The 22975-nt window shown below is 51.5% G+C and carries 15 protein-coding genes and 1 pseudogene; 12 read left to right on the top strand and 4 right to left on the bottom strand.

The window, feature by feature from the left end; genetic code table 11:
- Window positions 1–65: 65 nt before the first annotated feature.
- Both ACYU8Y_RS11015 and ACYU8Y_RS11010 read right to left on the bottom strand, forming a co-directional pair.
- A complete protein-coding gene (locus tag ACYU8Y_RS11015) occupies window positions 66–1433 on the bottom strand; it encodes a sensor histidine kinase (protein ID WP_460937062.1) in 1368 nt (455 codons plus the stop codon).
- A gap of 1 nt (window position 1434) precedes the next feature.
- Complete coding sequence (locus ACYU8Y_RS11010) at window positions 1435–2412, bottom strand: acyl-ACP desaturase (protein ID WP_460937060.1); 978 nt, start codon at window positions 2410–2412, stop codon at window positions 1435–1437.
- 161 nt (window positions 2413–2573) lie between these two features.
- Between ACYU8Y_RS11010 and ACYU8Y_RS11005 the strand changes: the two genes are divergently transcribed.
- Window positions 2574–3314 (top strand): lysophospholipid acyltransferase family protein, encoded by a 741-nt coding sequence (locus ACYU8Y_RS11005; RefSeq protein WP_460937058.1) that lies wholly within the window; start codon window positions 2574–2576, stop codon window positions 3312–3314.
- A gap of 87 nt (window positions 3315–3401) precedes the next feature.
- Window positions 3402–3833 (top strand): hypothetical protein, encoded by a 432-nt coding sequence (locus ACYU8Y_RS11000; protein ID WP_460937056.1) that lies wholly within the window; start codon window positions 3402–3404, stop codon window positions 3831–3833.
- 16 nt (window positions 3834–3849) lie between these two features.
- Here the strand turns inward: ACYU8Y_RS11000 and ACYU8Y_RS10995 are convergent, their stop codons facing one another.
- Window positions 3850–5235 (bottom strand): sigma-54-dependent transcriptional regulator, encoded by a 1386-nt coding sequence (locus ACYU8Y_RS10995; protein ID WP_460937054.1) that lies wholly within the window; start codon window positions 5233–5235, stop codon window positions 3850–3852.
- Window positions 5236–5471: 236 nt separating this feature from the next.
- On the opposite strand from ACYU8Y_RS10995, the gene ACYU8Y_RS10990 reads away from it, so the two are divergent.
- From ACYU8Y_RS10990 to ACYU8Y_RS10945, 10 genes and pseudogenes are all read left to right on the top strand, one after another.
- Window positions 5472–7187: an ArnT family glycosyltransferase gene (locus tag ACYU8Y_RS10990; RefSeq protein WP_460937053.1), complete on the top strand. Its 1716-nt coding sequence runs from the start codon at window positions 5472–5474 to the stop codon at window positions 7185–7187.
- A gap of 229 nt (window positions 7188–7416) precedes the next feature.
- Window positions 7417–8664 carry an efflux RND transporter periplasmic adaptor subunit gene (locus ACYU8Y_RS10985; RefSeq protein ID WP_460937051.1) on the top strand — a complete coding sequence of 416 codons (1248 nt, stop codon included), beginning with the start codon at window positions 7417–7419 and terminating at the stop codon, window positions 8662–8664.
- Between the two features lie 87 nt (window positions 8665–8751).
- Window positions 8752–9429, top strand: coding sequence for an ABC transporter ATP-binding protein (locus ACYU8Y_RS10980; protein ID WP_460937049.1), 678 nt, complete (start codon window positions 8752–8754; stop codon window positions 9427–9429).
- A gap of 77 nt (window positions 9430–9506) precedes the next feature.
- Complete coding sequence (locus ACYU8Y_RS10975; RefSeq protein ID WP_460937047.1) at window positions 9507–11894, top strand: ABC transporter permease; 2388 nt, start codon at window positions 9507–9509, stop codon at window positions 11892–11894.
- A gap of 53 nt (window positions 11895–11947) precedes the next feature.
- Window positions 11948–14365 carry an ABC transporter permease gene (locus tag ACYU8Y_RS10970; RefSeq protein ID WP_460937046.1) on the top strand — a complete coding sequence of 806 codons (2418 nt, stop codon included), beginning with the start codon at window positions 11948–11950 and terminating at the stop codon, window positions 14363–14365.
- Window positions 14366–14377: 12 nt separating this feature from the next.
- Window positions 14378–16780: an ABC transporter permease gene (locus tag ACYU8Y_RS10965; protein ID WP_460937045.1), complete on the top strand. Its 2403-nt coding sequence runs from the start codon at window positions 14378–14380 to the stop codon at window positions 16778–16780.
- 137 nt (window positions 16781–16917) lie between these two features.
- Window positions 16918–17028: pseudogene (locus ACYU8Y_RS10960) on the top strand (heme-binding protein); the annotation flags it as partial.
- Between the two features lie 318 nt (window positions 17029–17346).
- Window positions 17347–19764 (top strand): ABC transporter permease, encoded by a 2418-nt coding sequence (locus ACYU8Y_RS10955; RefSeq protein WP_460937043.1) that lies wholly within the window; start codon window positions 17347–17349, stop codon window positions 19762–19764.
- A gap of 16 nt (window positions 19765–19780) precedes the next feature.
- On the top strand, window positions 19781–21064 hold the full coding sequence (locus tag ACYU8Y_RS10950) for an ABC transporter permease (protein WP_460937041.1): 1284 nt from the start codon (window positions 19781–19783) through the stop codon (window positions 21062–21064).
- The gene (locus ACYU8Y_RS10945) at window positions 21052–22161 is read left to right on the top strand and encodes an ABC transporter permease (RefSeq protein ID WP_460937038.1); all 1110 of its coding nucleotides are present in this window, start codon (window positions 21052–21054) and stop codon (window positions 22159–22161) included. Before ACYU8Y_RS10950 ends, ACYU8Y_RS10945 begins: the two co-directional genes overlap by 13 nt.
- 109 nt (window positions 22162–22270) lie before the next feature.
- Here the strand turns inward: ACYU8Y_RS10945 and ACYU8Y_RS10940 are convergent, their stop codons facing one another.
- Window positions 22271–22597 carry a LytTR family DNA-binding domain-containing protein gene (locus tag ACYU8Y_RS10940; RefSeq protein WP_460937036.1) on the bottom strand — a complete coding sequence of 109 codons (327 nt, stop codon included), beginning with the start codon at window positions 22595–22597 and terminating at the stop codon, window positions 22271–22273.
- Window positions 22598–22975: the final 378 nt, after the last annotated feature.

Here is a 22975-nt window from a genome sequence, read left to right as displayed (position 1 = left end):
CTTTTTCAAGCAATTTACTTTGCTACCAAATCAATCGTAGTCCTTTGTCAATATAGCCAAATCATTCAAAACGTCAGGCTGAAGGTGCTACCCTGGCTTGGCTTGGAGTCCACAGTGAGCTGGCCATTATGGAGTTGCATGATCTGGCGGGAAAGGCTTAGCCCAATGCCCGATCCAGTTTTCTTGGTCGTGTAGAAGGGAATGAAAATCTGCTCCAGCGCTTCGGGTTCAATACCAGGGCCATTGTCGGTTACGCGGATTATCACCCGGGGTCCAATGGCTTCGGCAGCCAGTTGAATGGTGGGACAGTTGGCTTTGCCAATGCTTTCAACCGCGTTTTTAATTAGGTTCAGCAGTACCATTTCAATCTGGGCCGCATCGGCCCAAACCGCTACATTGGGCGATGCCACCGTAGCGTCAATCTGGCAATGTGGCGCACTGGCCTTTGCTAACTGTACGACATGGCGAAGCAGCGGCTCAATTGGCACATCGGCAAAAACGGGCTGCGGAATCGTCGTAAAGTGGCGGTAAGCATCCACAAACTGCATGATACCCGCTCCTCGTTGCTCAATGGTCGTCAGGGCATCGCGCAGGTCGTTGACCGATTCAGCCACAACGGCCGGAAATCTCGCGGCTTCGCTGGACTCATCATCCGACGAGGACAGGGGGACCAAATCCGTTTCGACAATGTCGCGCATGGTGCCCGCCAGCGAGACAATCGGCGTGATGGAATTCATAATCTCGTGCCGCAGCACCTTCGTCAGATTCTGCCAGGCATCGAGTTCCCGTTGTTGTAATTCACTACGGATATTCTGCATGGATACCACCGTTACCAGCCTCCCCCGCAGCCGGACGGCCGTACAACGGACCGATAGTTCTCCATCGGCCCCAGTCTGGTACGATACGGGCGTCGACAAGGTTGTGGACGACCGAAGTACGTCGGCCAGGTCAGCGTGGGTGGCGTTGAGGTCGTTGAGCGTACGAAGGCGGTAGATACCCAGCAGCCGGAGCGCCGTTTGGTTAACCAGTTCCACCTGCCCGGTAGCATCGAATGTCAGCAGCCCCACATTGACGTGCTGAACAATCGTGTTGACGTAATGTAAGTTGGCTTCTTTTTCGGCCCGCGCCTGCCGGAAAGCGTCGAGCACCTCATTGAACTGATCGTTTAACTCGTGAAACGAGGGCCCAAGGTTATTGTCGGCCCGGAAGGCAACCGCAAAATCGGAGTAACGCACGGACTCCAGAAAGCGCGTCAGTTTGCGGTTCAGGCTGGTCACGTACCGGTACAGATTGACCGTCAGGAACAGGTCAAGAATGAGTAGCGGAAAGATCAGCAAGCTGTTCACTTCCTGAATATGCAAATACGTAATCACACCGGTAAGGCCGACAATACCAGCAATTCGCCAGCCTATACCAAGCGCAAATCGATCCATATTAGCCGGCAATCCAACTAAATGGGTATTCAAGCGTAGGTACCTTGGTCCGTTCAGCAATCCGGCGCAGACGGGCAGGTAACGCCATCACATAATCGCGGGCGCGTTGACCGGCATCGTTGAGATCGGTGATCGCATCTACTTGCCAGTCCACCAATAAGGCTTCGGCAATTTCGATATAGTCGTAGGTTGTATAAACGCCCAGGCGTTGAGCGGCATCCGAAAAATGGCTGAATGTCTGACCAATTTTTACGCCACTTTCGCGCAGAAAATGGGCAGGCATGACAATCTTTTTGCGCATCATATCTTCGAAAGCCAGCATCATTTCAGACGGGTCCACTTCGAAAATCTGCCGGACAAAATCTTTGTACGCTTTGGCGTGCCGCATTTCATCGGATGCGATCACCCCGCATATTTTCGACAATTGATTACACCCGGCCTGCTTGGCCAGCGTCGCGGTTCGGCGGTGCGACACGTTGGTGGCCAGTTCCTGAAACGACGTATAAACGAAGTTTCGGTAAGGGTCCTTGCCGGTTCCAATGTCGAAACCGTCGGCAATCAGGTACTGCGTAGACACTTCCATGGCCCGCATATTGACCCGCCCCGACAAGTACAGAAACTTGTTCAGCAGATCGCCATGCCGGTTTTCTTCGGCAGTCCAGCTTCGAATCCAGCGGGTCCAGGCCGTGGCACTGCCCTGCTCGATGCCCTCCATATCCATCAGCCACGACTCATAGGTCGGTAAGGCCTCTTCGGTAATGGTATCGCCCACCAGCACGGCTACGTAGTCGTAGGAGAGCTCGCGGGTACTTTCGCGGAGTAATTTCACCTCATCCAAAAAGGACTCCTTGGTTGTATCGGGCAGCAGATCGGCAGGTTGCCAGTTGGTCTCGATAGGTTTAAGGAATTCATCTATAGATGCGTCGATTTTTTCACCGACGAATCGCATTACATCCAAACGTGTGCCAGATAAGATCATGTATAGGTAACGAAGAAACAGGTCAATTTATCCCAGTGTCGAACAAAGTTCGGCTAAAAGAGCCGATGTTTTAAATTAGCTTCCGTTTTTCTTCCCGACTATACTGGACTCCGTATTATTTTTAGGGCTTAATTAGAATGTACCCGACGGCTGTAGCCTGTATGAAAAAAGGTTTAGACTATATACTGAGCTGTATTTACCTGGTTTATTTTGGGTTAGTGCTATGTATTTTCCATGTCATGCAGGCCGCTGCGTTTAACCTGTTTGGCCGCCCGGCGCACAAAAAAACGGTCGACTGGATGAACGCCAGCATTGCTTACGGCTGGTATCTGACGGGGAGTACCATTCGCTTTCGACAGGCAACCGACCTCCCCACAGATCGACCTATTATTTTTGTCGCCAACCACCAGAGCATGTTCGACATTTCGCCCATTATCTGGTTTCTGCGTCGGCACACGCCTACATTCGTTTCTAAAGTCGAACTCGCACATGGTATTCCGGGCGTATCCTATAACCTGCGCAAAAGTGGGGCGGCACTTATCGATCGCAAAGACCCTAAGCAGGCTATTGTCGAGATTGCCCGTTTAGGAAAACTGATTCAGCAGGAGACCCTTTCCGCCATGATTTTTCCGGAAGGAACGCGTTCCGCTTCGGGTCAGATGCGCCCCTTTGTAACGGGTGGCGTGGCAACGTTACTCAAGCGCGCACCGGCCTCCCTTGTTGTACCGATTGCGATTCGGGGAACGGGTCATTTCAATCCCAAAGGTCTCTTTCCGCTCCGCTCCTTTTCGAAAATGTCGTGGTCCGTATTGCCCGCTATCGACCCCAATGGTCGCACCGCTGATGAAGTCGTCAAACTAGCGCAGGAAGCTATCGTCGCTGAATTGAGTAAACTTAACTAAACTCATCTACATCGCTCACATCGTGAAGAATGGATTTGTGACTGTTAAACATTAATAGATAAATTTACGGGAATTTCCGTCGACACCATGACTCCAGATAAAAGACTTGACCAGATCGAACCCGTCTTAGCTGATGTAGCATTAAAGACTGACCGTTTAATTGAATCGAACGGGCAGATTCTGGAGGTCGCTATCCGTGCCGATAGCAACGCAAAGCTAGCAGCTAAGGGAGTTGCCGACCTCACGATCGAAATGCGCCAACAATTTGGACAACAACAAAACCAGATCGACCAACTAAAAACGGAAATGAACAGTCGATTCGAGCAGGTTGACAGCCGATTCGAGCAGGTTGACAATCGGTTCGAGCAGGTTGACAACCGGTTCGAGCAGGTTGATAACCGGTTCGAGCAGGTTATTAACGAACAGATCGAGCTGCGCAAAGAAATGAACCAGAAATTCTCACAAGTTGCGCAGACTCAGGAACAGATTTTGACATTGTTGCTGGATCGCCTAAAATAAACGGGCTCTATTTCGTTCATAAGCCAAACTTCTCCAGTCGACGATAGAGCGCCTGCCGCGACACGCCCAACTCACGAGCGACATCGGTAATGCTTCCCCGGTGTTTCTGCATCGCCTGCTGAATCAGTTGCCGCTCCATATCTTCCAGTTGAAGGGTCTCGTTGACGGGTGAAGTGGCATTTCCATCTTTTCTAAAAACGAAGTTCCCCGGCTCAAGCAGTATACCCGAGCTTCCATCCGGCCGACCCAGTTCAGGCCGAGCCAGAATAACAGCCCGCTCAACGGCATGCTGTAACTCCCGGACATTACCCGGCCAGCGGTACTGCTTCATTTCAGCCAGCAACGCCGGACTCAGCCCGGAAACGGGTCGGTTGTATTGCTTGGCGTATTTTTTCAGGAAATAATCGGCTAATTGCCCAATGTCTGATTGCCGTTCGCGTAAGGGGGGCAGGTGCAGTTCAATTGTATTGATGCGATACAGCAAATCCTGTCGGAACCCCCGTTCGGCTACCCGTTCGGCCAGATCAGCGTTGGTCGCGCAAATAAGGCGCACATCCAGCGCGCGCGCTTTGTTTGAGCCCACCCGCGTTACCTGCCGCTGCTGAAGTACGGTCAATAGGCGAGCCTGTTGCGAAGGCGTCAGGTTACCGATTTCATCCAGGAAAATAGTGCCGCCATTGGCTTCCTCGAAGCGCCCGGCACGGTCGTCACGGGCATCGGTAAACGCTCCTTTTACGTGGCCAAACAATTCACTCTCGAACAGGCTTTCGGTCAGGGCACCTACGTCGACGCTCACAAATGGCTTGTCGCGCCGGTTGGACTGTTCGTGAATTGCCCGGGCAATCAAATCCTTACCGGTACCATTTTCGCCTAAAATCAGGACATTGGCATCCGTTGGCGCTACCTGCTCAACCGTTTCCAGAACGGGCCGCATCGCACTGCCGATAATGGTTGTACTCCCGGCACTACCCTTCTTACGGGTCGTTTTCTGGGCGTCGTCCCGTTCTTCGACTTCCTCTTTTTTGCCATTAACCGCCCCACGAATGGTATCCAGAAATTTATCATTCTGCCAGGGTTTCAGCACAAAATCGACGGCACCGGCCTTGATCGCCCGTACAGCCATTTCCACATCGCCATAGGCGGTGAACAAAACGACGCGTGCCTTGGGATCAATATCCAGAATACGATCAAGCCAGGCAAACCCCTCCCGGCCACTACTCACATCGCGCTGAAAATTCATATCGAGCACGATGGCATCATACCGGTTGTTGTTGAGGAGAAAAGGCAGTTTTTCTGGATTTTTCTCGATGTCTACCGCGCCCACGTGCCGTTTCAGCAACAGCCGGGCCGCCAGTAATACGTCGGGGTCATCATCGACGAGTAAGAGTTTAGCATCTTGCATAGATCAAAGATAGAATAGGGAACGAATTGTTGCACGTCGGTACCGATTCAACAACGAATTACGGTTTTCTTACGTACTTTGACCGCTAAAAGTCGTTAAGCGGTCATTATTGTCAGTAGGTGGAGTATAAGCGGTATAAGGCTCGTGATTTGGCAGATTACTCATTCTTCACCGGCTATTCCGGCAATAAACGAACGCAACTGCTACCCGCTCGGGCAGCCCTACATTGATACCAAATGACCGACAAGTACCCTCCTTTCGATGACCGCTGGTTTTACGCGCTGGTAGCTGTCGGCGTATTTCTAAATGCCACGGGTCTATTTCCACCCATTATGGAAGTAGATAGTGCACTTTATGCCTCTATTGCCAAACAGATGGCTCAAACCGGCGACTTCGTAAACCTGTACGCTGTAGGCAGCGACTGGCTCGACAAGCCGCATTTCCCGTTCTGGGTCTCTGCCGCGAGCTTCCGGATTTTTGGAGTCAACACGTTTGCCTACAAATTCCCGGCACTCCTGTTTTTTCTGGGCAGCGTCCTGTACACGTATAAGTTCGTCCGCCTGACCTACTCGAAATTAACGGCGCAAGTGGCAACCCTGGTGCTGTTAACGGCCTTCCACGGCGTTTTGTCAAACAGCGACGTTCGGGCAGAGCCCTATCTGATGCCGCTCATCATTGGGCCGGTGTATCATTTTTACCGGGTATTTCTGGGCGATAGGCATCAGGCGCGCCACCTGCTTGTTGGCTCCTTCCTGACCGGATGCGCCCTGATGACCAAAGGTGTTTTTGTTCTTATTCCGATTGGGGGCGGTCTGGTGGTGCATTGGTTGCTGACGGGCCATTGGCAGGAGTTACTCAAGCCGCGCTGGTACCTAGCGGTCGTCCTGTCATTTGCCTGTACCCTCCCCGAAATATACTGCCTGTATCAGCAGTTCGACCTGCACCCGGAGAAGGTTATTTTTGGGAATAAAGGCGTGTCGGGCATTCGTTTCTTTTTTTGGGACAGCCAGTTTGGGCGGTTCTTCAACACAGGCCCCATTAAAGGCGAAGGTGACAAGTTTTTCTTTGTTCACACGCTGCTCTGGGCTTTTTTGCCCTGGTCATTACCCCTGTATATGGGGGCGGGGAAGCAAATCATAGGCTTAGTTAAGCGACACAGCAGCACCCATCCGGCAGAATCGCTGGAGTATGTTTCGCTGGGCTCCGGCTTGCTTACGTTTGCCTTATTCTCCTTGTCGGGGTTTCAGTTGCCCCACTACATGAACATCGTTTTCCCGTTTTTTGCGGTTGTAACAGCCCACTTTCTGGTCGGCCTCAACGTAACCAATTTGCGGAAATGGACGGTTGGCCAAACTATCATCGGCCTGGCCATTGCTGGTATCGCCGTTGCTTTGTTAGTCCTGGTTCAGCCGGTCGGGTTGGTCAGCGGGTTGGTTTGGGTAATCGTTATTACCCTAGCTACGCTCAGCATTTTCCGAAAAAACACATTATTATCTTTATCGGGTCGGATGGTTGGCTCGATACTGGTGCTGGCTGGCACACTGAACCTGTTTTTATATCCGACATTCCTGCGCTATCAGGCGGGCATGGCAACGGCCAACTACGTAAACACAGACGCCAAACTGGCCAAACGCCCCACCGTACTTTACGAACCCGGCACGGGCGTTGGTGGCGGCAGTTTCTGGACGTATGAGTTTTACGCGCATGCGCCCACTGTATACGCCCGTTCAGACGAAGCGATGCAGGTACAGGTACAAAAGGCACCCCAACAGGTATTCACAACTGCCGAATATGCCGATTCGCTGGAGGCCCACGGTTTCCAGGTAAAGCGACTGGCGATGTTCCCCTATTACCATGTCAGCCAACTGACGTATGATTTTTTAAACCCCGCTACCCGCGCCAAAACGCTGTTACCGTATGTTTTAGCGGAGGTGGGCGCCAAGCGCGAATGAGCTCCTGGCATGACGTTCCAGCCTGAGTGAGCACTAAAAGCGGACAAGATTCGTCCGAAAGCGGACAAGTGAGGAAGATCGATAGCCCCTAAGCAACTGACTATCAGCAACACCCTCCAACTGGCATGACTATTGGCACAAGGCTTTATAGCGAATGAGATTCGCGCCAGGAACGGCTCTTTCACGGCTCTGGCGGCCTATTCTTTCCCTCGTTCGCTTATCTAAACTAATGGATCGCGTCTTACCTAAACGTTTCTGGACAACCCAACGCCTGGCTATTTTTGGAGGTGGCGTTCTGGTTATAAGCTTGTTAGCTTACACATTCCTCTTCGCCGATCGTCGGTCGAAGCTGAATGTCGAAAAAGATAAAATTACCGTTTCGACTGTTTCAACGGGGCCATTTGAAGATTTTATTGCCGTCACGGGTGTGGTACAACCCCTTAAAACGATCCGGCTGGATGCCATTGAAGGTGGTTATGTGACCCAAAAGCTCGTTGAAGGCGGCAACACCGTCAAACAGGGCGAAGTCTTGTTGAAACTGGAGAACCAAAGTTTGAAACTGAGCTTTTTACAATCCGAAACCGAAGCCAACCGACTGGTCAATGACCTGCAAAATACCCGCCAACGGATACAGATTGAACGCTTTACGTTACGCAAAACGCTGGCGGATGTCGATGCCCAGATTTCCCAGGCAAAAGATACCTACGAACGGCAGGAAAAGTTGTACAAAGATAAAGTCGTGTCGGAAGAAGACTACCTGAAAGCAAAACGCGCTTACGAACGATTGACGGCCCAGCGTACGATCGAAATCGAAACGCAGAAGTACCAGGAGGAAAACGCGAAATTTCAGATTAAGCAGCTCGAAGGCACCTTGCAGCGTACGCAACGAAATGTAGCCCTCTGGCAGCAAACACTCGATAACCTGGTTGTGAAAGCGCCGGTTTCGGGGCAGTTATCCAGCATCGATGTGGAGGTTGGCTCGAATATCAACCGGGGACAGAACATCGGCCAGATTGATGACCTGAATGGGTTTAAAATGCGGGTCGGCATTGATGAACACTACATTAGTCGGGTGTTCGCGGGCTTGAAAGGTTCTTTTGAATTCAACGGAAAAACGCACGAACTTGAAATCAAGCGGGTCTATCCTGAAGTAAAGAGCGGCCGGTTTGAAGTGGATATGACATTTGCAAACGGCACGCCCCAGGGAATCAAACGCGGCCAGTCGTCGCCCATTCAACTGGAACTGGGTAAAGCCGCTAAGGCAACCTTGATTCCCGTCGGTGGTTTCTTCTCCGATACGGGCGGCAACTGGGTATACGTAGTCGACAAATCGGGGAAACGGGCGGTCAAACGGCAGATTACGCTGGGCCGTAAAAACCCGGAGTTCTACGAAGTACTGGACGGCCTGCAACCCGGCGAACAAGTGATTACCAGCAGCTATGAGAATTTTGGTGATAATGATGTCTTAGAATTTTAATTTTTTCGACAGGATTTGCAGGATTCATAGGCTTGGTAATGCCTGTTTAATCCTGTGAATCTTGTTAATCCTGTCAAGAAAAAAAATATGATCCAGACAATTAACCTTCAGAAACTCTTCTCGACCGAAGAAGTAGAAACCACCGCTCTGAATGGCATCAACATGGATGTCAAAGACGGCGAGTTCGTCGCTATTATGGGGCCATCGGGCTGCGGCAAATCCACGCTACTCAACATCCTGGGCCTGTTAGATAACCCAAGCGAGGGCGAATACAACTTCTACGGCACCGAGGTCGCTAAAATGACCGAACGGCAGCGGGCACAGCTTCGCAAAGGCTCCATCGGTTTTGTCTTTCAAAGCTTCAACCTGATCGACGAACTGACCGTGTATGAAAACGTCGAGCTCCCCCTGCTCTACCTGAAAACGCCCCCCGATGAACGCAAAAAGCGGGTTGAAGAAACGCTGGAACGGATGAGCATCATGCACCGTCGCAATCACTTCCCACAACAGCTATCGGGCGGTCAGCAGCAACGGACGGCCATAGCCCGGGCAGTAGTCGCCAAACCCAAACTGATCCTGGCCGATGAACCGACCGGTAACCTCGATTCGAAAAACGGCGAAGAAGTAATGAAACTGCTGGGTGAGCTGAACGACGAAGGCACGACCATTATCATGGTAACTCACTCCCCTTACGACGCAGGCTTTGCCCACCGTACGGTGAACCTGTTTGACGGCAGAGTAGTAACGGAAAACTTCCACGTTTAACTAGGCCATTTATCCTTTTCATCGCTTCGAAAAGAAGCGATTCGTACTCAATGCGGTAAATTCTAAAAACTGGCCCTATGTTCCGTAACTACCTCAAAATAGCCGTTCGGAGTTTGATGAAAAGCAAACTCTATTCGGGGATCAACGTCTTTGGCCTGGCGCTGGGTATGGCGTGCAGCCTGCTGATTGGCCTTTGGGTAAAGGACGAATTGAGTTACAACCGTTTTCTGCCTGATGCGGAACGTATCCATTATGTGCGGGTCAATTTTCCGTACAATGGCGAAACGGTAACGAATTTTGTAACACCCGGCCCGTTGCAGGAAGCAATTGCGCAGGACGTTCCGGAGGTAGCGGCTACCACGAAAATTAATTTTGCCAATGAAACCCTGATTAAAGTAGGCGAGAAAGCTGCCAAAGAAAAGGGGCATTATGCGAGTGCTGACTTTTTTGGCGTATTCGATTTACCAGCAATCTACGGGAACCCGAAAGCGGCTCTGGCCCAAACCAACCAGATCGTTATTACGCAGAAAGTAGCGGAGAAGTATTTCCCGAATGGGCTGGCTTTAGGAAAAACGCTGCAACTCGATAACAATAAATTCTACGTTGTCGGGGCCGTTATCGCCAATTTACCTGCCACCTCGACGCTGCAATTCGACTGGGTAGTTAATTGGAAAGAATACCAGCAGGACTGGATGAAAACCTGGGGAAATAATTCATTCCAGACGTTTGTCCGACTGAAGCCCAACACCACGCAGGCGCAGGCGGAAGCAGCTATGGCCACGATTTACCCCCGTGCTGCGGGAAAAAATTTCGAAACAGGTCGCCCCGTTCTCCAGCCCATCACCGATCTGCACCTTTACGGTGAATACAAAAATGGACAGCCCGTAGGCGGTCGGATCGAGTATGTACGTATATTCTCCATCGTAGCGCTGTTTATTCTGCTCATTGCCTGCATCAACTTCATGAACCTGTCCACGGCTCGGTCGTCGGAGCGGGCGAAGGAAGTAGGTGTCCGTAAAGTAGTGGGGGCATTGCGGTCGTCGCTAATTGGGCAGTTTATGAGCGAGTCGATCATCATGAGCTTACTGGCGGTTGTGCTGGCGATCGGGTTCGTCTGGGCGCTTTTACCCACCTTCAACACGCTCTTCGAAAAGCAGCTAACGCTCAGCGCCACCGAACCGTCGGTATGGATCAGCATTCTGGGTCTGGTACTCATCACGGGCATTCTATCAGGCAGTTACCCGGCCTTTTTCTTGTCGTCGCTTCAACCGATCAAAATCCTGAAAGGAAACGGCGCATCGTCGCGGCTCCAGTTCGGTTCCGGTCCGGCCCTGTTCCGGCGGGTACTGGTCGTTTTCCAATTCTCGCTGTCTATTTTTCTGATTGTGGGTATGCTGGCCGTTGGGCGGCAGATGAACTACCTGCGTACGAAAAACCTGGGTCTCGATCGGGAGAACGTGGTATACATCCCGCTGGAAGGTGAAATTGCCCAGCCTAAAAAAGTGGAAGCCTTCCGGCAGGAAGTGATGCGTAAGCCAACGGTGGCTTCTGCCACCACCACCATGTCGCTGCCGATTAACGTACAAAGCAACTCCGGCGACTTACGATGGGCGGGTAAAGACCCCAAACTGGAAACCAGTGTGGCCTGCATGTTTGTGGGGGGTGATTTTATGCGTACCATGAACATCAAATTAGCTGCCGGCCGTGATTTCAGTGTAGACAGTCCCGCCGATTCGGCCAACTACATCATCAACGAATCAACCGCCCGGCTGATCAGTAAATCGACCCCGAGCATGAAAAATCCGCTTGGCAAGGAGGTTACGTTCTGGATGGGTAAAGGCCGGATCATCGGGATTATGAAAGACTTCCACCTCAACTCGCTGCATCAGGCCATCAATCCCCTGATTCTCTGCTTCGACGGCCGGAATACAAGTTACCTGTTGGTCAAAACCCGCGCGGGCCAAACCCGACAAGCCATCACCGATCTCGAACAACTGGCGAAGCAATTCAACCCGAACTATCCGTTCAATTACCACTTTGTGGACGAGGAATACGAGAACCTGTACCGGAGCGAGCAACAGGTGAATACACTGGTCAACTATTTCGGTATGCTGGCCATCCTGATTTCGTGTCTGGGCCTGTTTGCCCTGGCGGCCTTCACCGCCGAGCAACGCACCAAAGAAATCGGTGTTCGGAAAGTGCTGGGTGCCTCGGTTGCCAATATCGTTGGGTTACTGTCCAAAGACTTCCTGAAGCTGGTCCTGGTTGCTCTCTTCCTGGCAACACCGCTGGCCTGGTGGGCGCTCCGCAAATGGCTCGACACATTCGTTTATCGGGAAGACCTGACCTGGTGGATCTTTGGCGCAGCTGGTGCACTGGCGGTTCTGATCGCCTTCCTGACGGTGAGTTACCAAAGTATAAAGGCCGCGCTCATGAACCCGGTAACAAGTTTACGAAGCGAATAAATTGTGCATCGTAGAGCCGCATCGTTGCGGCTCTACTTATTTTAAAAACACTCATGTTCAGCAATTACCTCAAAATTGCCCTACGCACCCTCTGGAAACACCGGACACATACGCTCATTAACATCGTTGGGTTATCGGTAGCTTTTGGTACGTGTGTGCTCTTGTTTTTAACCGCTAGCTTTGAGCTCTCTTACGACTCGTTCCACGCGGATGCCGACCGGATCTTCCGGCTCAATTTTCTGGCGTCTAACCGCGATGGCACATCCGACAAAGGGGCAATCATGCCCTATCCGATTTCACCGGCACTGAAAGCCGAATTTCCGGAGATTGACGGCGTTTCGCGCTTCTTCGACCGCAGTGCGAGCATTCGGCGGGGCAGCCAGACGTATGGCAAAGATGTCAGAATGGTCGACCCTGATTTCCTGCACATGTTTACCTTCCCGTTTCAGAAGGGAAACCCCAAATCGGCTCTGAATAGCCTGAGCGATATCGTCATCAGCGAAAAAATGGCGCAGGACGTTTTTGGGACGGAAGATCCGATTGGCAAACCCCTTCAACTCCGCCTGAACGACAGCTGGCAGGCATTTACCGTGACGGGTGTTCTGAGCAATGCGCCCAAAAACTCAACGTTCGACTTCGATGGCTTGATCCGCAGCGACAATGCTCCGGATTATCAGGAAAACAAAACCCGCTGGGATCATGGCAACCATGATGTATATGTCAAGCTGAAAGCCGGAACCGATCCACAAACGCTCCAACGCCGGACCCAGGCCTTTGTGGAGAAATACTTTGCTCAGGAACTCAACGATCTGAAAGAACAAGGCTATCCCAAAAATGAACTGGGTTTCCAGAAAAGCCTGCTGCTGGAACCGTTGCGGGATGTGCATTTCGACACGGAAACAACCAACGGTCAGGGCATTAGCCGGGCATATGTGTACACGCTCCTGCTGGTTGGCTTGTTTATACTGGCGATTGCCTGCATCAATTTCATTAACCTGACCATTGCTCAATCGCTCTCGCGGGCGCGGGAAGTGGGCGTCCGCAAATCGCTGGGTGCCAAGCGCGGGCAATTATTCGGTCAGATTTGGGGCGAAACGCTCCTGTTATGCTTGGTCGCCTTACTCATCGGCCTGGGCCTGGCTTATGTGAGTTTGCCTGGCTTTAACCGGCTCTTCCGGAGCCAACTAACGCTGGACGACTTTCTGAATCCGGGTACGTTACTGGTAACGGGGCTGGGCTTTTTGCTTATTTCACTGGTAGCCGGTGGGTACCCATCCTGGTTCGTGACGCGTTTTAATGCCGTGGAGGTGCTGAAAGGCAGCGTGAAAGTGAGTCGCCCCGGCTTATTACGTAATTCACTGATCGTAAGCCAGTTTACCATTGCCTGCCTGCTCATCGTTTGCACCATTATCATTCATCAGCAAATCGCCTACCTACAGCAAAAGCCGATGGGGTTGAATAAAGAGCAGGTTGTCAGCATTCCAGTAGGTGGCGAAATTAACGGTGAGGTCGCCCTGAAAGCCATGCGCGACCGACTAGCCAATCAACCCAACATTACCGCCGTATCGGGGTCGGGAGTAAACATTGGCGCGGGTCTGGATAACAGTTCATCCCGGATGGTGTTCGGCTTTCTATACGGCAAACGCGATGTTGCCTGCGACTGGGTACGGGTGGACACTGACTACCTGAAAACAATGGGCATCAAACTGATTCAGGGCCGCGATTTCAGCACTAAGTTCAGCACCGATTCGAGTTCAGCCGTGCTGATTACGCAAAGCATGGCGAAAGCCCTGGGCGAAGCCAATCCCGTCGGCAAGTTCATCAAGCCCGACGACAAATCGTTTCAGATCGTCGGTGTCGTCTCAGACTTCAACCTGTATTCGCTGCACCAGAAAGCCAAACCGATTGCCCTGCAGATGCAGGCAAAAACCCCCATTCAGTACATTCTGGTGCGCGTCAATCCGCAAAACCTGATGGGCGCCATGGACATCATCAAGAGTGCCTGGAAAACGATCGCGCCAAAGCAGGAATTCATCGGTTCGTTTCTGGATGAAAACACCCAGCGCTGGTATAAAAAAGAACAGCGACTGGCAACCATCTTCTCCTCAGCGGCTGGCATTGCCATCCTGTTATCCTGCATGGGTTTGTTTTCCATCGCCCTGATCTCTATTCAGCAGCGCACCAAAGAAATTGGCGTGCGCAAAGTACTCGGAGCCAGTATACCCAATATTGTGGCCTTGCTGTCCAAAGACTTTCTGAAGCTGGTTATTATAGCGATTGTCATTGCCAGTCCGATTGCCTGGTATGCCATGACCAATTGGTTAGCTGACTTTGCCTATAAAATCGACATTGCCTGGTGGGTGTTTGCGCTGGCGGGCTTACTGGCGATGGGCATTGCGTTTATAACGGTGAGTTTCCAGAGTATCAAAGCGGCCCTCATGAATCCAGTCAACTCATTGCGAAGCGAATAATTCAGTACAAGTATGATTCGAAACTACCTCCAGATTGCCCTTCGTAACCTATGGCGAAACAAGGGCTTCTCCAGTATCAATATCGTAGGGTTAGCCGTCGGGCTGGCCTCTTGCCTGTTGCTGTTCACGTACATTACGCATGAACTGAGCTATGACGATTTCCAGCAGAAAGCCGACCGAACCGTGCGGGTGACGATGGAGTACAGCATGGAAGGCAAGGTCTCGAAAATACCCCAGACGGGAACCAAGGTTGTCAAGGAATTTGGCCGACAGTTTCCGGAAATAGAATCAGGTGTTCGAATGATTAACCGCGACGCCGTGGTACTCAAGGGTGACCGGCAGTTCAGCGAAAAACGACTTGTCTTTGCCGATTCGGCCTTCTTCACGCTATTTTCGTTCCCCTTGGTCAAGGGCGATCCGCAGACGGCGCTGGCCGCACCCAATTTGGTGGTACTGTCGGAGACAACGGCGGGGATTTACTTCGGCTCCGCAAATCCAGTGGGAAAGACCCTGCGCATCAATACCGGTGGCTCTTTTCGAGATTACACCGTAACGGGTGTGGTTAAAGACAGTCCGGCTAACTCCCAGATCAAATACGACCTGGTGGCTTCGTTCCTGACACTCCCCGCAGCCAAAAGTGAAGAGTGGTTTTCCTCCAATTACGCCACCTATTTACTGCTTCATAAACCCGAAGACATAGCCCGACTGCAGGCCAAAATTCCAGGATTTATGAAAACGCAGTTCGGCAAGGAAGACATGTCGTCGGGTGGTTACCTGACCTATAATCTTGAGCCCTTGCGCCGGGTACATCTGTATTCGGACGTGGAAGGCAGTTTTGAACCCAACGGCGACCTGACGTACATCTATATATTCGGTTCTATTGCCCTGTTGATTTTACTGATTGCCTGTGTCAACTACATCAACCTGGCAACGTCGCGGGCGGTGGAGCGCGCTCAGGAAGTGGGCGTACGGAAAGTAATGGGGGCTATGCGGGGGCAGTTGTTTGGGCAGTTCATCGGCGAATCGGTTATCGTTACGTTTCTGGCCCTTGTGCTGGCCTTTCTGCTGGCGGGATTAACGCTCCCCCTCTTCAACGCCCTCTCTGACCGGCAGTTTTCGGTTCGGATATGGTTTAAGCCGGACAATATTCTGTTACTACTGGGTATTGGTCTGGTGGTCAGCCTGGTAGCCGGAAGTTACCCGGCTTTGGTGCTGGCACGATTCGAGCCGGTTCGCGTTCTGAAAGGGCATCTGAGAACAACCGGAGCAGGGCAGTTTCGCCGGGCGCTGATCGTCTTTCAGTTCGCCATTACCGCGTTCCTTATCATCAGCACCCTGCTGGTTCGGAACCAACTAGCGTTTGTCCAACAAAAGAAGTTAGGCTACAGCAAAGACCACGTACTTATTCTCCCCGTCGATAAGCAGGTCAACGAAAAAATAGCGGCTATAAAAAGTGAGTTTCGGCAAAATGCAGATGTACAGCATGTCTCGCTGGCGTCTGAATCGCCGGTATTTGTCGAAGGCGGGTATGGGATGCGCAGCACTACCATGGCGGCCAACCAGCGTAAAATGGTTGCCGGGGTTTCCATTGATGAAGACTACGTACCCACGATGAGCTTGAACCTGATTGCGGGGAGCAATCTAAATGCCGCCGATATGGACCGTGTTTCGCGGACGGATAATGACAGCCTCACGCGGAGTCGGTTTATTCTTAACGAAGCCGCTGTAAAGGAGCTGGGCTGGACACCGCAACAGGCTGTTGGCCAGCGGCTGGATGTAAGCGGTCGACTGGGTGAAGTGAAGGGTGTTGTCGCCGATTTTCATTTCGCGTCCATGAAGCAGAAAATTGGTCCGCTGGTTCTTTTTCCACAGAATGGCGGTGAAACGCTGCTGGTCAAACTGTCGGGCAGTCGATTGCCGAACACCCTCCAGTTTATGGAAACTAAATGGCGGGCCCTTATCCCCGACCGGCCGTTTGCTTACGAATTTATGGATGCCCAATTCGACAAGCTGTATACCGCCGAAACGCGAACGGAACGTATTTTTAGTGTTTTTGCCTTTCTGTCCATCTTCCTGGCCTGCCTTGGTTTGTTCGGTTTGTCGGCGTATACAACCGCGCAGCGCACTAAAGAAATCGGTGTTCGGAAAGTTCTCGGCGCGAGTGTCTTCAGTATCATTGGGTTACTGTCCAAAGACTTTTTAAAGCTCGTCCTGATTGCCCTTTTGGTGGCCTCCCCCATTGCCTGGTACGCCATGGACCAGTGGCTGAACGGCTTCGCCTACAAAATCAACATCGAGTGGTGGGTGTTTGCCCTGGCGGGTATTTTGGCCATAGGCATTGCTTTACTAACCGTCAGTTTTCAGAGTGTAAAAGCCGCGTTAATGAATCCGGTCAAGAGTTTGCGGAGTGAGTAGTGATAGCGAAGTTATGGATAGAATTCAACGCCCAGTCATCTCAGATGATTGGGCGTTTTTAGTTATTTGAAGTTTTGACAAGACTCTCTATACTACAGTTTCGTATATTCACAAGTTGCACCATTACATTAGAACAACCGGGTGGCATTCCTATCAAAAATGCGAACGGTGAAGTCATTGGTGTATCGGGCAGTTCGGTCGAAAATGACCACCCGGTCGCCCAGGCCGGTGTCGATGCCCTTAGCTAAAGCCTCCTGACCCTTAAATCATCAAGTTCGTCTACTAGAAGCCTAAGAGTACTTAATTTTCGATCACCTGGCTTTAATTAACCACAGAGACACAAAGAACACAGAGGTTATTAGCAGTTACTTTCTGCGCCAGAACCCTCTGTTCTCCGTGCCTCTGTGGTTAATTCTTTTTTAGCGCTATTCTGTCAGTAGGGCAATCCGTTCAACACCAACGTAATCTAAAAGCTTAACATTTTTTAACAGCCTATTAGTCAGCGCGAAAGACAAAGGATGAATACCTTCGCAGCAACAAATTAGCTGTCAAAAACTGCGTGTGTTATGCTCCAAAATTACCTCAAAATTGCGCTACGCAACCTGCTACGGCGTCGATTCTACGCCCTGGTTACGCTGCTCGGCCTGACGGTTGGTATTACATTTCTCCTGCTGATTGGCAGCTACATTCTGGGCGAACTAGCCGTCAATAAAACCTTACGAAACGCTTCTCAACAATACCTCCTTCAGAGCCGATGGAAAGAGCCAAGCATGGGCATGGACGTAACAACGCTGGCTCCCATTGGTCCGGCGCTGAAGGAGCGATACCCAAATCTGGTGGCCAATTATTACCGGTTCTACGGGGTTACAGCCATTGTCTCGACAGATCAGAATCATTTCAGGGAACAAATTCAGGTCGGCGACTCCACCCTACTGTCCATGTTCGGTTTTCCGCTGGCGTATGGCGATCCGAAGACGGCGCTTCTGGCTCCCAACTCAATCGTTATCACGGCCGCACTGGCTCAAAAATACTTCGGGAAGACCGATGTGCTTCGTCAGCAACTAACGGTGCAGACGCCGGTAAGTGGCAAACAGGTTTTTACTGTTACGGGCATCCTGAAAGAGCTTCCGTTCAACAGCGTCACGAACCTGTTGTCGGTGCCCGACCAGGTGTTTATTCCGATGCGCAACGTGGGTTACTTTGCCCCGGAGGCCGCTATGCGCTCCTGGCAGAACCAGTACATTCCTACGTATGTGGCATTGCAACCGGGGGTAACCGCCGACCAGCTCACCCGCCCCATTGCGCAGACGCTGGCCACGTATGCCCCACCCGGATTCAAAGAGAACCTCACCGCTTACCTGAGTCCGCTAGAAACACTATACCTGAAGGCGAACGCTGGCCTGGTCGAAAAAATGGTGTTGACACTGGCCGTTATCGCGCTGTTTATTCTGCTGATGGCCGTGGTCAATTTCGTGAATATTACCATCGGAATGTCGGCTACCCGATTGCGGGAAATTGGGGTTAGGAAAGTGCTGGGCAGCCTTAAAAAGCAGGTTATCGCCCAATTTCTGGCCGAAGCCCTCTTGCTGACCACGGGCGCTACCGTGCTGGCCATAGGCGGCTACGAACTGTTTCGATCAACTTTCGCGGCTTTGCTCGACAAGCCAATTCCATCGGTAGTGACCTGGTCGCCTTACGCTTTTTTAGCGGTGATTGTGCTGATGGTAGCCATTGGCTTACTGGCCGGTAGCTATCCGGCGTTCGTCTTGTCCGGACTTCCTTCTGTGGATTCGCTGAAAGGTAAGCTGGCAGCATCGGTGCAAAAAGGCATTGGCCTGCGTCGGGCGTTGATTGTCTTTCAATTTACCGTAGCCATTCTGGTTTTTGTTGGGGCCGTAGTGATCAGTCGTCAGGTTTCTTTTTTCTTTAACAAGGAATTAGGCTACCAGAAAGATCAGCTCATGACGGTGTCGTCGGTGCCCCGCGACTGGTCACGCGATGGGGTGCAGCGAATGGAAGGTATACGAAACCAACTGGCGCGCATTCCCGGTGTAAGCGACGTTAGCCTTTCATTCGAAATTCCCGATGGACGAACGAGTGGTAGCGGCCGCCTGTTTCCGCAGGGACGCGATAGCACGCAGGCCATCATTGCCAACGTACTAACAACCGACGAGCGATTTGCCCAAACGTATGGCCTGCGCTTTCGGGAAGGAGCCTACTTTACGGCCAGTCCCGGCGATTCGCTGAGCGTTGTCCTGAATGAAGCGGCAACGAAAGCGATGGGCTGGTCTAACCCAGCGAAAGCGATTGATCAGCTGGTACGGTTTCAGGGCAACAGCCAACTATACCGGGTACGTGGTGTTCTTGCCGATTTTCACTTTGGCTCGCTTCACGAAACCATCAAACCCCTCATCTTCCTGAACAATCGGAGCAATCCGATCTATCGCTATTTCTCCTTCAAGATTGCGTCCGGATCCGGTCAATTACCCGAAACAGTAGCCGCCGTCGGGCAGGCGTGGGCGCGTCTGTTCCCCGACGCGCCGTTCGATTATTCGTTTATGGACGATACGCTTCAGAAACTGTATAAAACAGAAATTCAATTACAGAGGGCGGCACGGTTGGCAACTACGCTGGCGCTGCTCATTGTTTTGCTGGGCGTGCTGGGCCTGGTTTCGCTGAACGTAACCCACCGGACCAAGGAGATTGGCATCCGTAAAGTGCTGGGCGCATCGACCGTCGGTATTGTCAATCTCTTCATGAGGGAGTTTGCCCTGATTCTAATCGTTGCCAACGGTATCGCTTGGCCAATTGCGTACTATCTGTTGGGCGACTGGCTTACTCATTTTGCTTACCGCACTGAGCTGTCGTGGTGGCCGTTTGCGCTGGTAGCAGCTTGTCTGGCTGCACTAACGACCTTGATTGTCAGCACACAAACGATCAAAGCGGCCCTGGCTAATCCCGTATCGAGCTTACGAAGTGAATGACCCACAAGAAAAATCTATGCTCTATTCGTATCTTAAAATCGCCCTTCGGAACCTGCGTGCACAGCGTACGTACACGCTGCTGAATAGCATTGGCCTATCGGTGGGTATGGTGGGCGCCTTGCTGATCTTTTTGTTCCTGCGCCACCATCTCAGCATCGACCGGCACCACGCCAACCTGAACCGACTGTTCAGAATTAATACGGACCTTCACTTGGCCGATGGCTCCATTGAGTACAATCCGGAAGCGCCCTTACCCCTGGCAGCAACCCTTCGGAGAGATTATCCGCAAGTGGAACAGGCGGCATTCCTGGTCATGAATCGGGAGCTAACGGTTCAGGTTAAGCGGACTGGGTCGGGCCAGTCAGCACCCGTACGTTTCCTTGAGCATAAAGGCACCGGCCAGGTTGAGCCCGAATGGTTCGACATACTCGATTATACCTGGCTGCAGGGCAACCCGAAAACCGCCCTCCGCCAGCCCAACAGTGCGGTGTTGACACAGTCGTGGGCAACGAGGTATTTCGGTACTGCCGACCCAATCGGGCAGACCCTGACCATCAATAATAAAACCGACGTAACCGTAACGGGTATCGTGGCCGATCCACCGCCCATGACCGATACGAATCTCGGTTTATTTATTTCGATGGCCACGTTGAAGCAGATCGACCCAGGCTATGAGGAAACTAGCTGGGTCTACCTCAACAGCACCAATCGATTGTATGTCAGGCTTACGAATCCGGAGGCCGCTTTTGGCCTCGAAAAAGCATTTCCGGCGCTGGTCCAAAAACAGTACGGCGCAGATGCCAAATTCTTTCAGTTTCATGCGCAGCCCTTACAAGATATTCACGTCGACGTGAAGCGGGGTGGCGAAACGATTCGTGCCTCAATAATCTGGTCATTGGGTGCCATTGGCGTGTTGCTGATCGGGGCGGCCTGTATCAACTTTATCAATCTGGCCACGGCCCAGGCTTTGCGACGTGGTAAAGAAGTTGGCGTCCGCAAAACGCTGGGTAGCTCGCGGAGCCAGTTAATCGGTCAGTTTCTCCTCGAAACAAGCCTGATCGTTGCGGTATCGACTGCTCTGGCCCTGTTGCTGGTGTCACTGCTGCTGCCCTTCTTCGCCGATTGGGTTCAGGTACCGCTAACGTTCCGGATTGATCGATCGACGTCCCTGTTTATCGGATTGCTGCTGGTCAGTATTGTCCTGTTGGCGGGTGGCTATCCGGCGGCTGTTTTGTCGGGCGTGTCGCCCTGGGCTGCGCTGCGTGGTACGGCATTCCGGTACGGCGGGTGTTGGTTGTAACGCAGTTTGTGGTTTGCCAGTCGCTTATTATCGGGGCGCTGGTCGTGGCGAATCAGATTCAGTACATGCAGCAGGCCGACCTGGGATTTCAGAAAGACAATGTCGTGCTGGTAACACTACCGTCCAACCAAAAGGCCAGGCAGGAAGCGTTCAAGAAGCAGCTTCTGTCGTATTCCGATATTGTGTCGGTGAGTTTAAGCCATCGCCCGCCTTCGAGCGATCAGATGTTTGGCGGCTCGTTTAAATTTAACGGCAGCAACGAATGGGTTTTATTTCCGGTTCGGGATCGGCTGGCCGATGCCGACTATGTTCGAACGTATGGCCTGAAACTGGTTGCCGGTCGTAGCCTTGTCCCGAGCGACACCATTCACGAATACCTGATCAATGAAACACTGGCGCGCCAGCTTGGTTTCAGCAACCCGCAGCAGATAGTGGGCAAAAAACTCCAGTATTATCCTTCACCGGTGCCGCTGCCCATTGTTGGCGTTGTGAACGACTTCCATCAAAAATCTTTTCGGGAGGCCATTGGCCCTTGCTTAATTGCCAGTAAAGCTGACTGGTATGCGCGGGCGGGTATTCGCATTTCGGGGCATCATCCAGCACAAACGCTCCAGCGAATCCGGCAAACCTGGCAGCAGCTGTTTCCCGATGAAGTGTTCGAATACCAGTTCATGGATGAACAGATAGCCCGCTTTTACCAAACCGAATCCCTCCTGGCCAAGCTCATCAACGCGTTTACGGGCATTGCCATGTTGATCTGCTGCCTGGGCTTGTATGGCTTGGTACTTCACATTGTCAGCCAGCGCACTAAGGAGATCGGGATTCGCAAAGTACTTGGTGCATCGGTCGCTGGTATCGTGGCGCTTTTGTCCAGAGACTTTATCAAACTGATTGTTATCGCCATTCTCATTGCCTCGCCCCTGGCCGGGTGGACCATGAATCAGTGGCTGCAAGACTTCGCCTACAGAATAGACATTGCCTGGTGGATGTTTGCGCTGGCCGGTCTGCTGGCGATTGGGATTGCCTTGCTAACGGTGAGTTTTCAGAGCGTCAAAGCCGCCCTCATGAATCCAGTCAACTCATTACGCAGCGAGTGAGGTGATCAACACGATCGTTCCGATCGGGGTTTTCTACAGTAATGTCGACGGGCAGCGAAGCCCGTCTTTCTGGGTGCATCAGATTGAATCAAGGTCTATTTAGCCTAATTCATGCCCTTAATTTCACAGTTACGTCATTTATCCGCCGACGAGAAACGAGTAGTTCTACGCCATCAGTCAGGCGTAAAAACATAATTTTCGATCCTGCCCGAGTTACTTCCTCAACATAATCCGGGTTAACTAAGGCTGATTTATTAACCCGAATGAAACCAGGTATACGCTCTTCAAAATACCGTAATGTCTGAGCGACCATCAAAATTTTTGAGCTATCAGCAAAATGAATAATTGTGTAATTCCCATTACCTTCTAATCTGATCATCCTCCGCGTATTTTGAGGGTCACGATAACCTGGAATAAGCACAAAACCTGTCTGCATTTGTTAGTTTACTATATGTTTTTAAAGATTTAACTTAAATTAGTAAAGGCTGAAAAAACCGCTCACACGTCCATTAAAAATCAGAATTGATAAAGCAAAAAGGGGACCATTTACAGGCATTCGTTTAGGGAAGTTAATTCAAAAATAATTCTTCACATTTTGTTTACATGGGTAGCATTTCAGCTCCGCTACCACAAAAAAAGACAGCTAAAGCTATAGGATACGTATATTATTAGCTGGCAAAACGAGTTTATTGCCTGGTCTTTCCGCCACATGGCTTTTTTTGGACATTAGATGTGTCAACCTTGTATTGGTTTAACCGTTGAAGTTTTACTGACCAAACATTTTAAAATAATCCAGGTTATAGAAGCTAATAAG

This window comes from Spirosoma humi (genome assembly GCF_054776575.1).
Note: the sequence above shows the minus strand (reverse complement) of the source record. Positions and strands in the feature narration are given on the sequence as shown.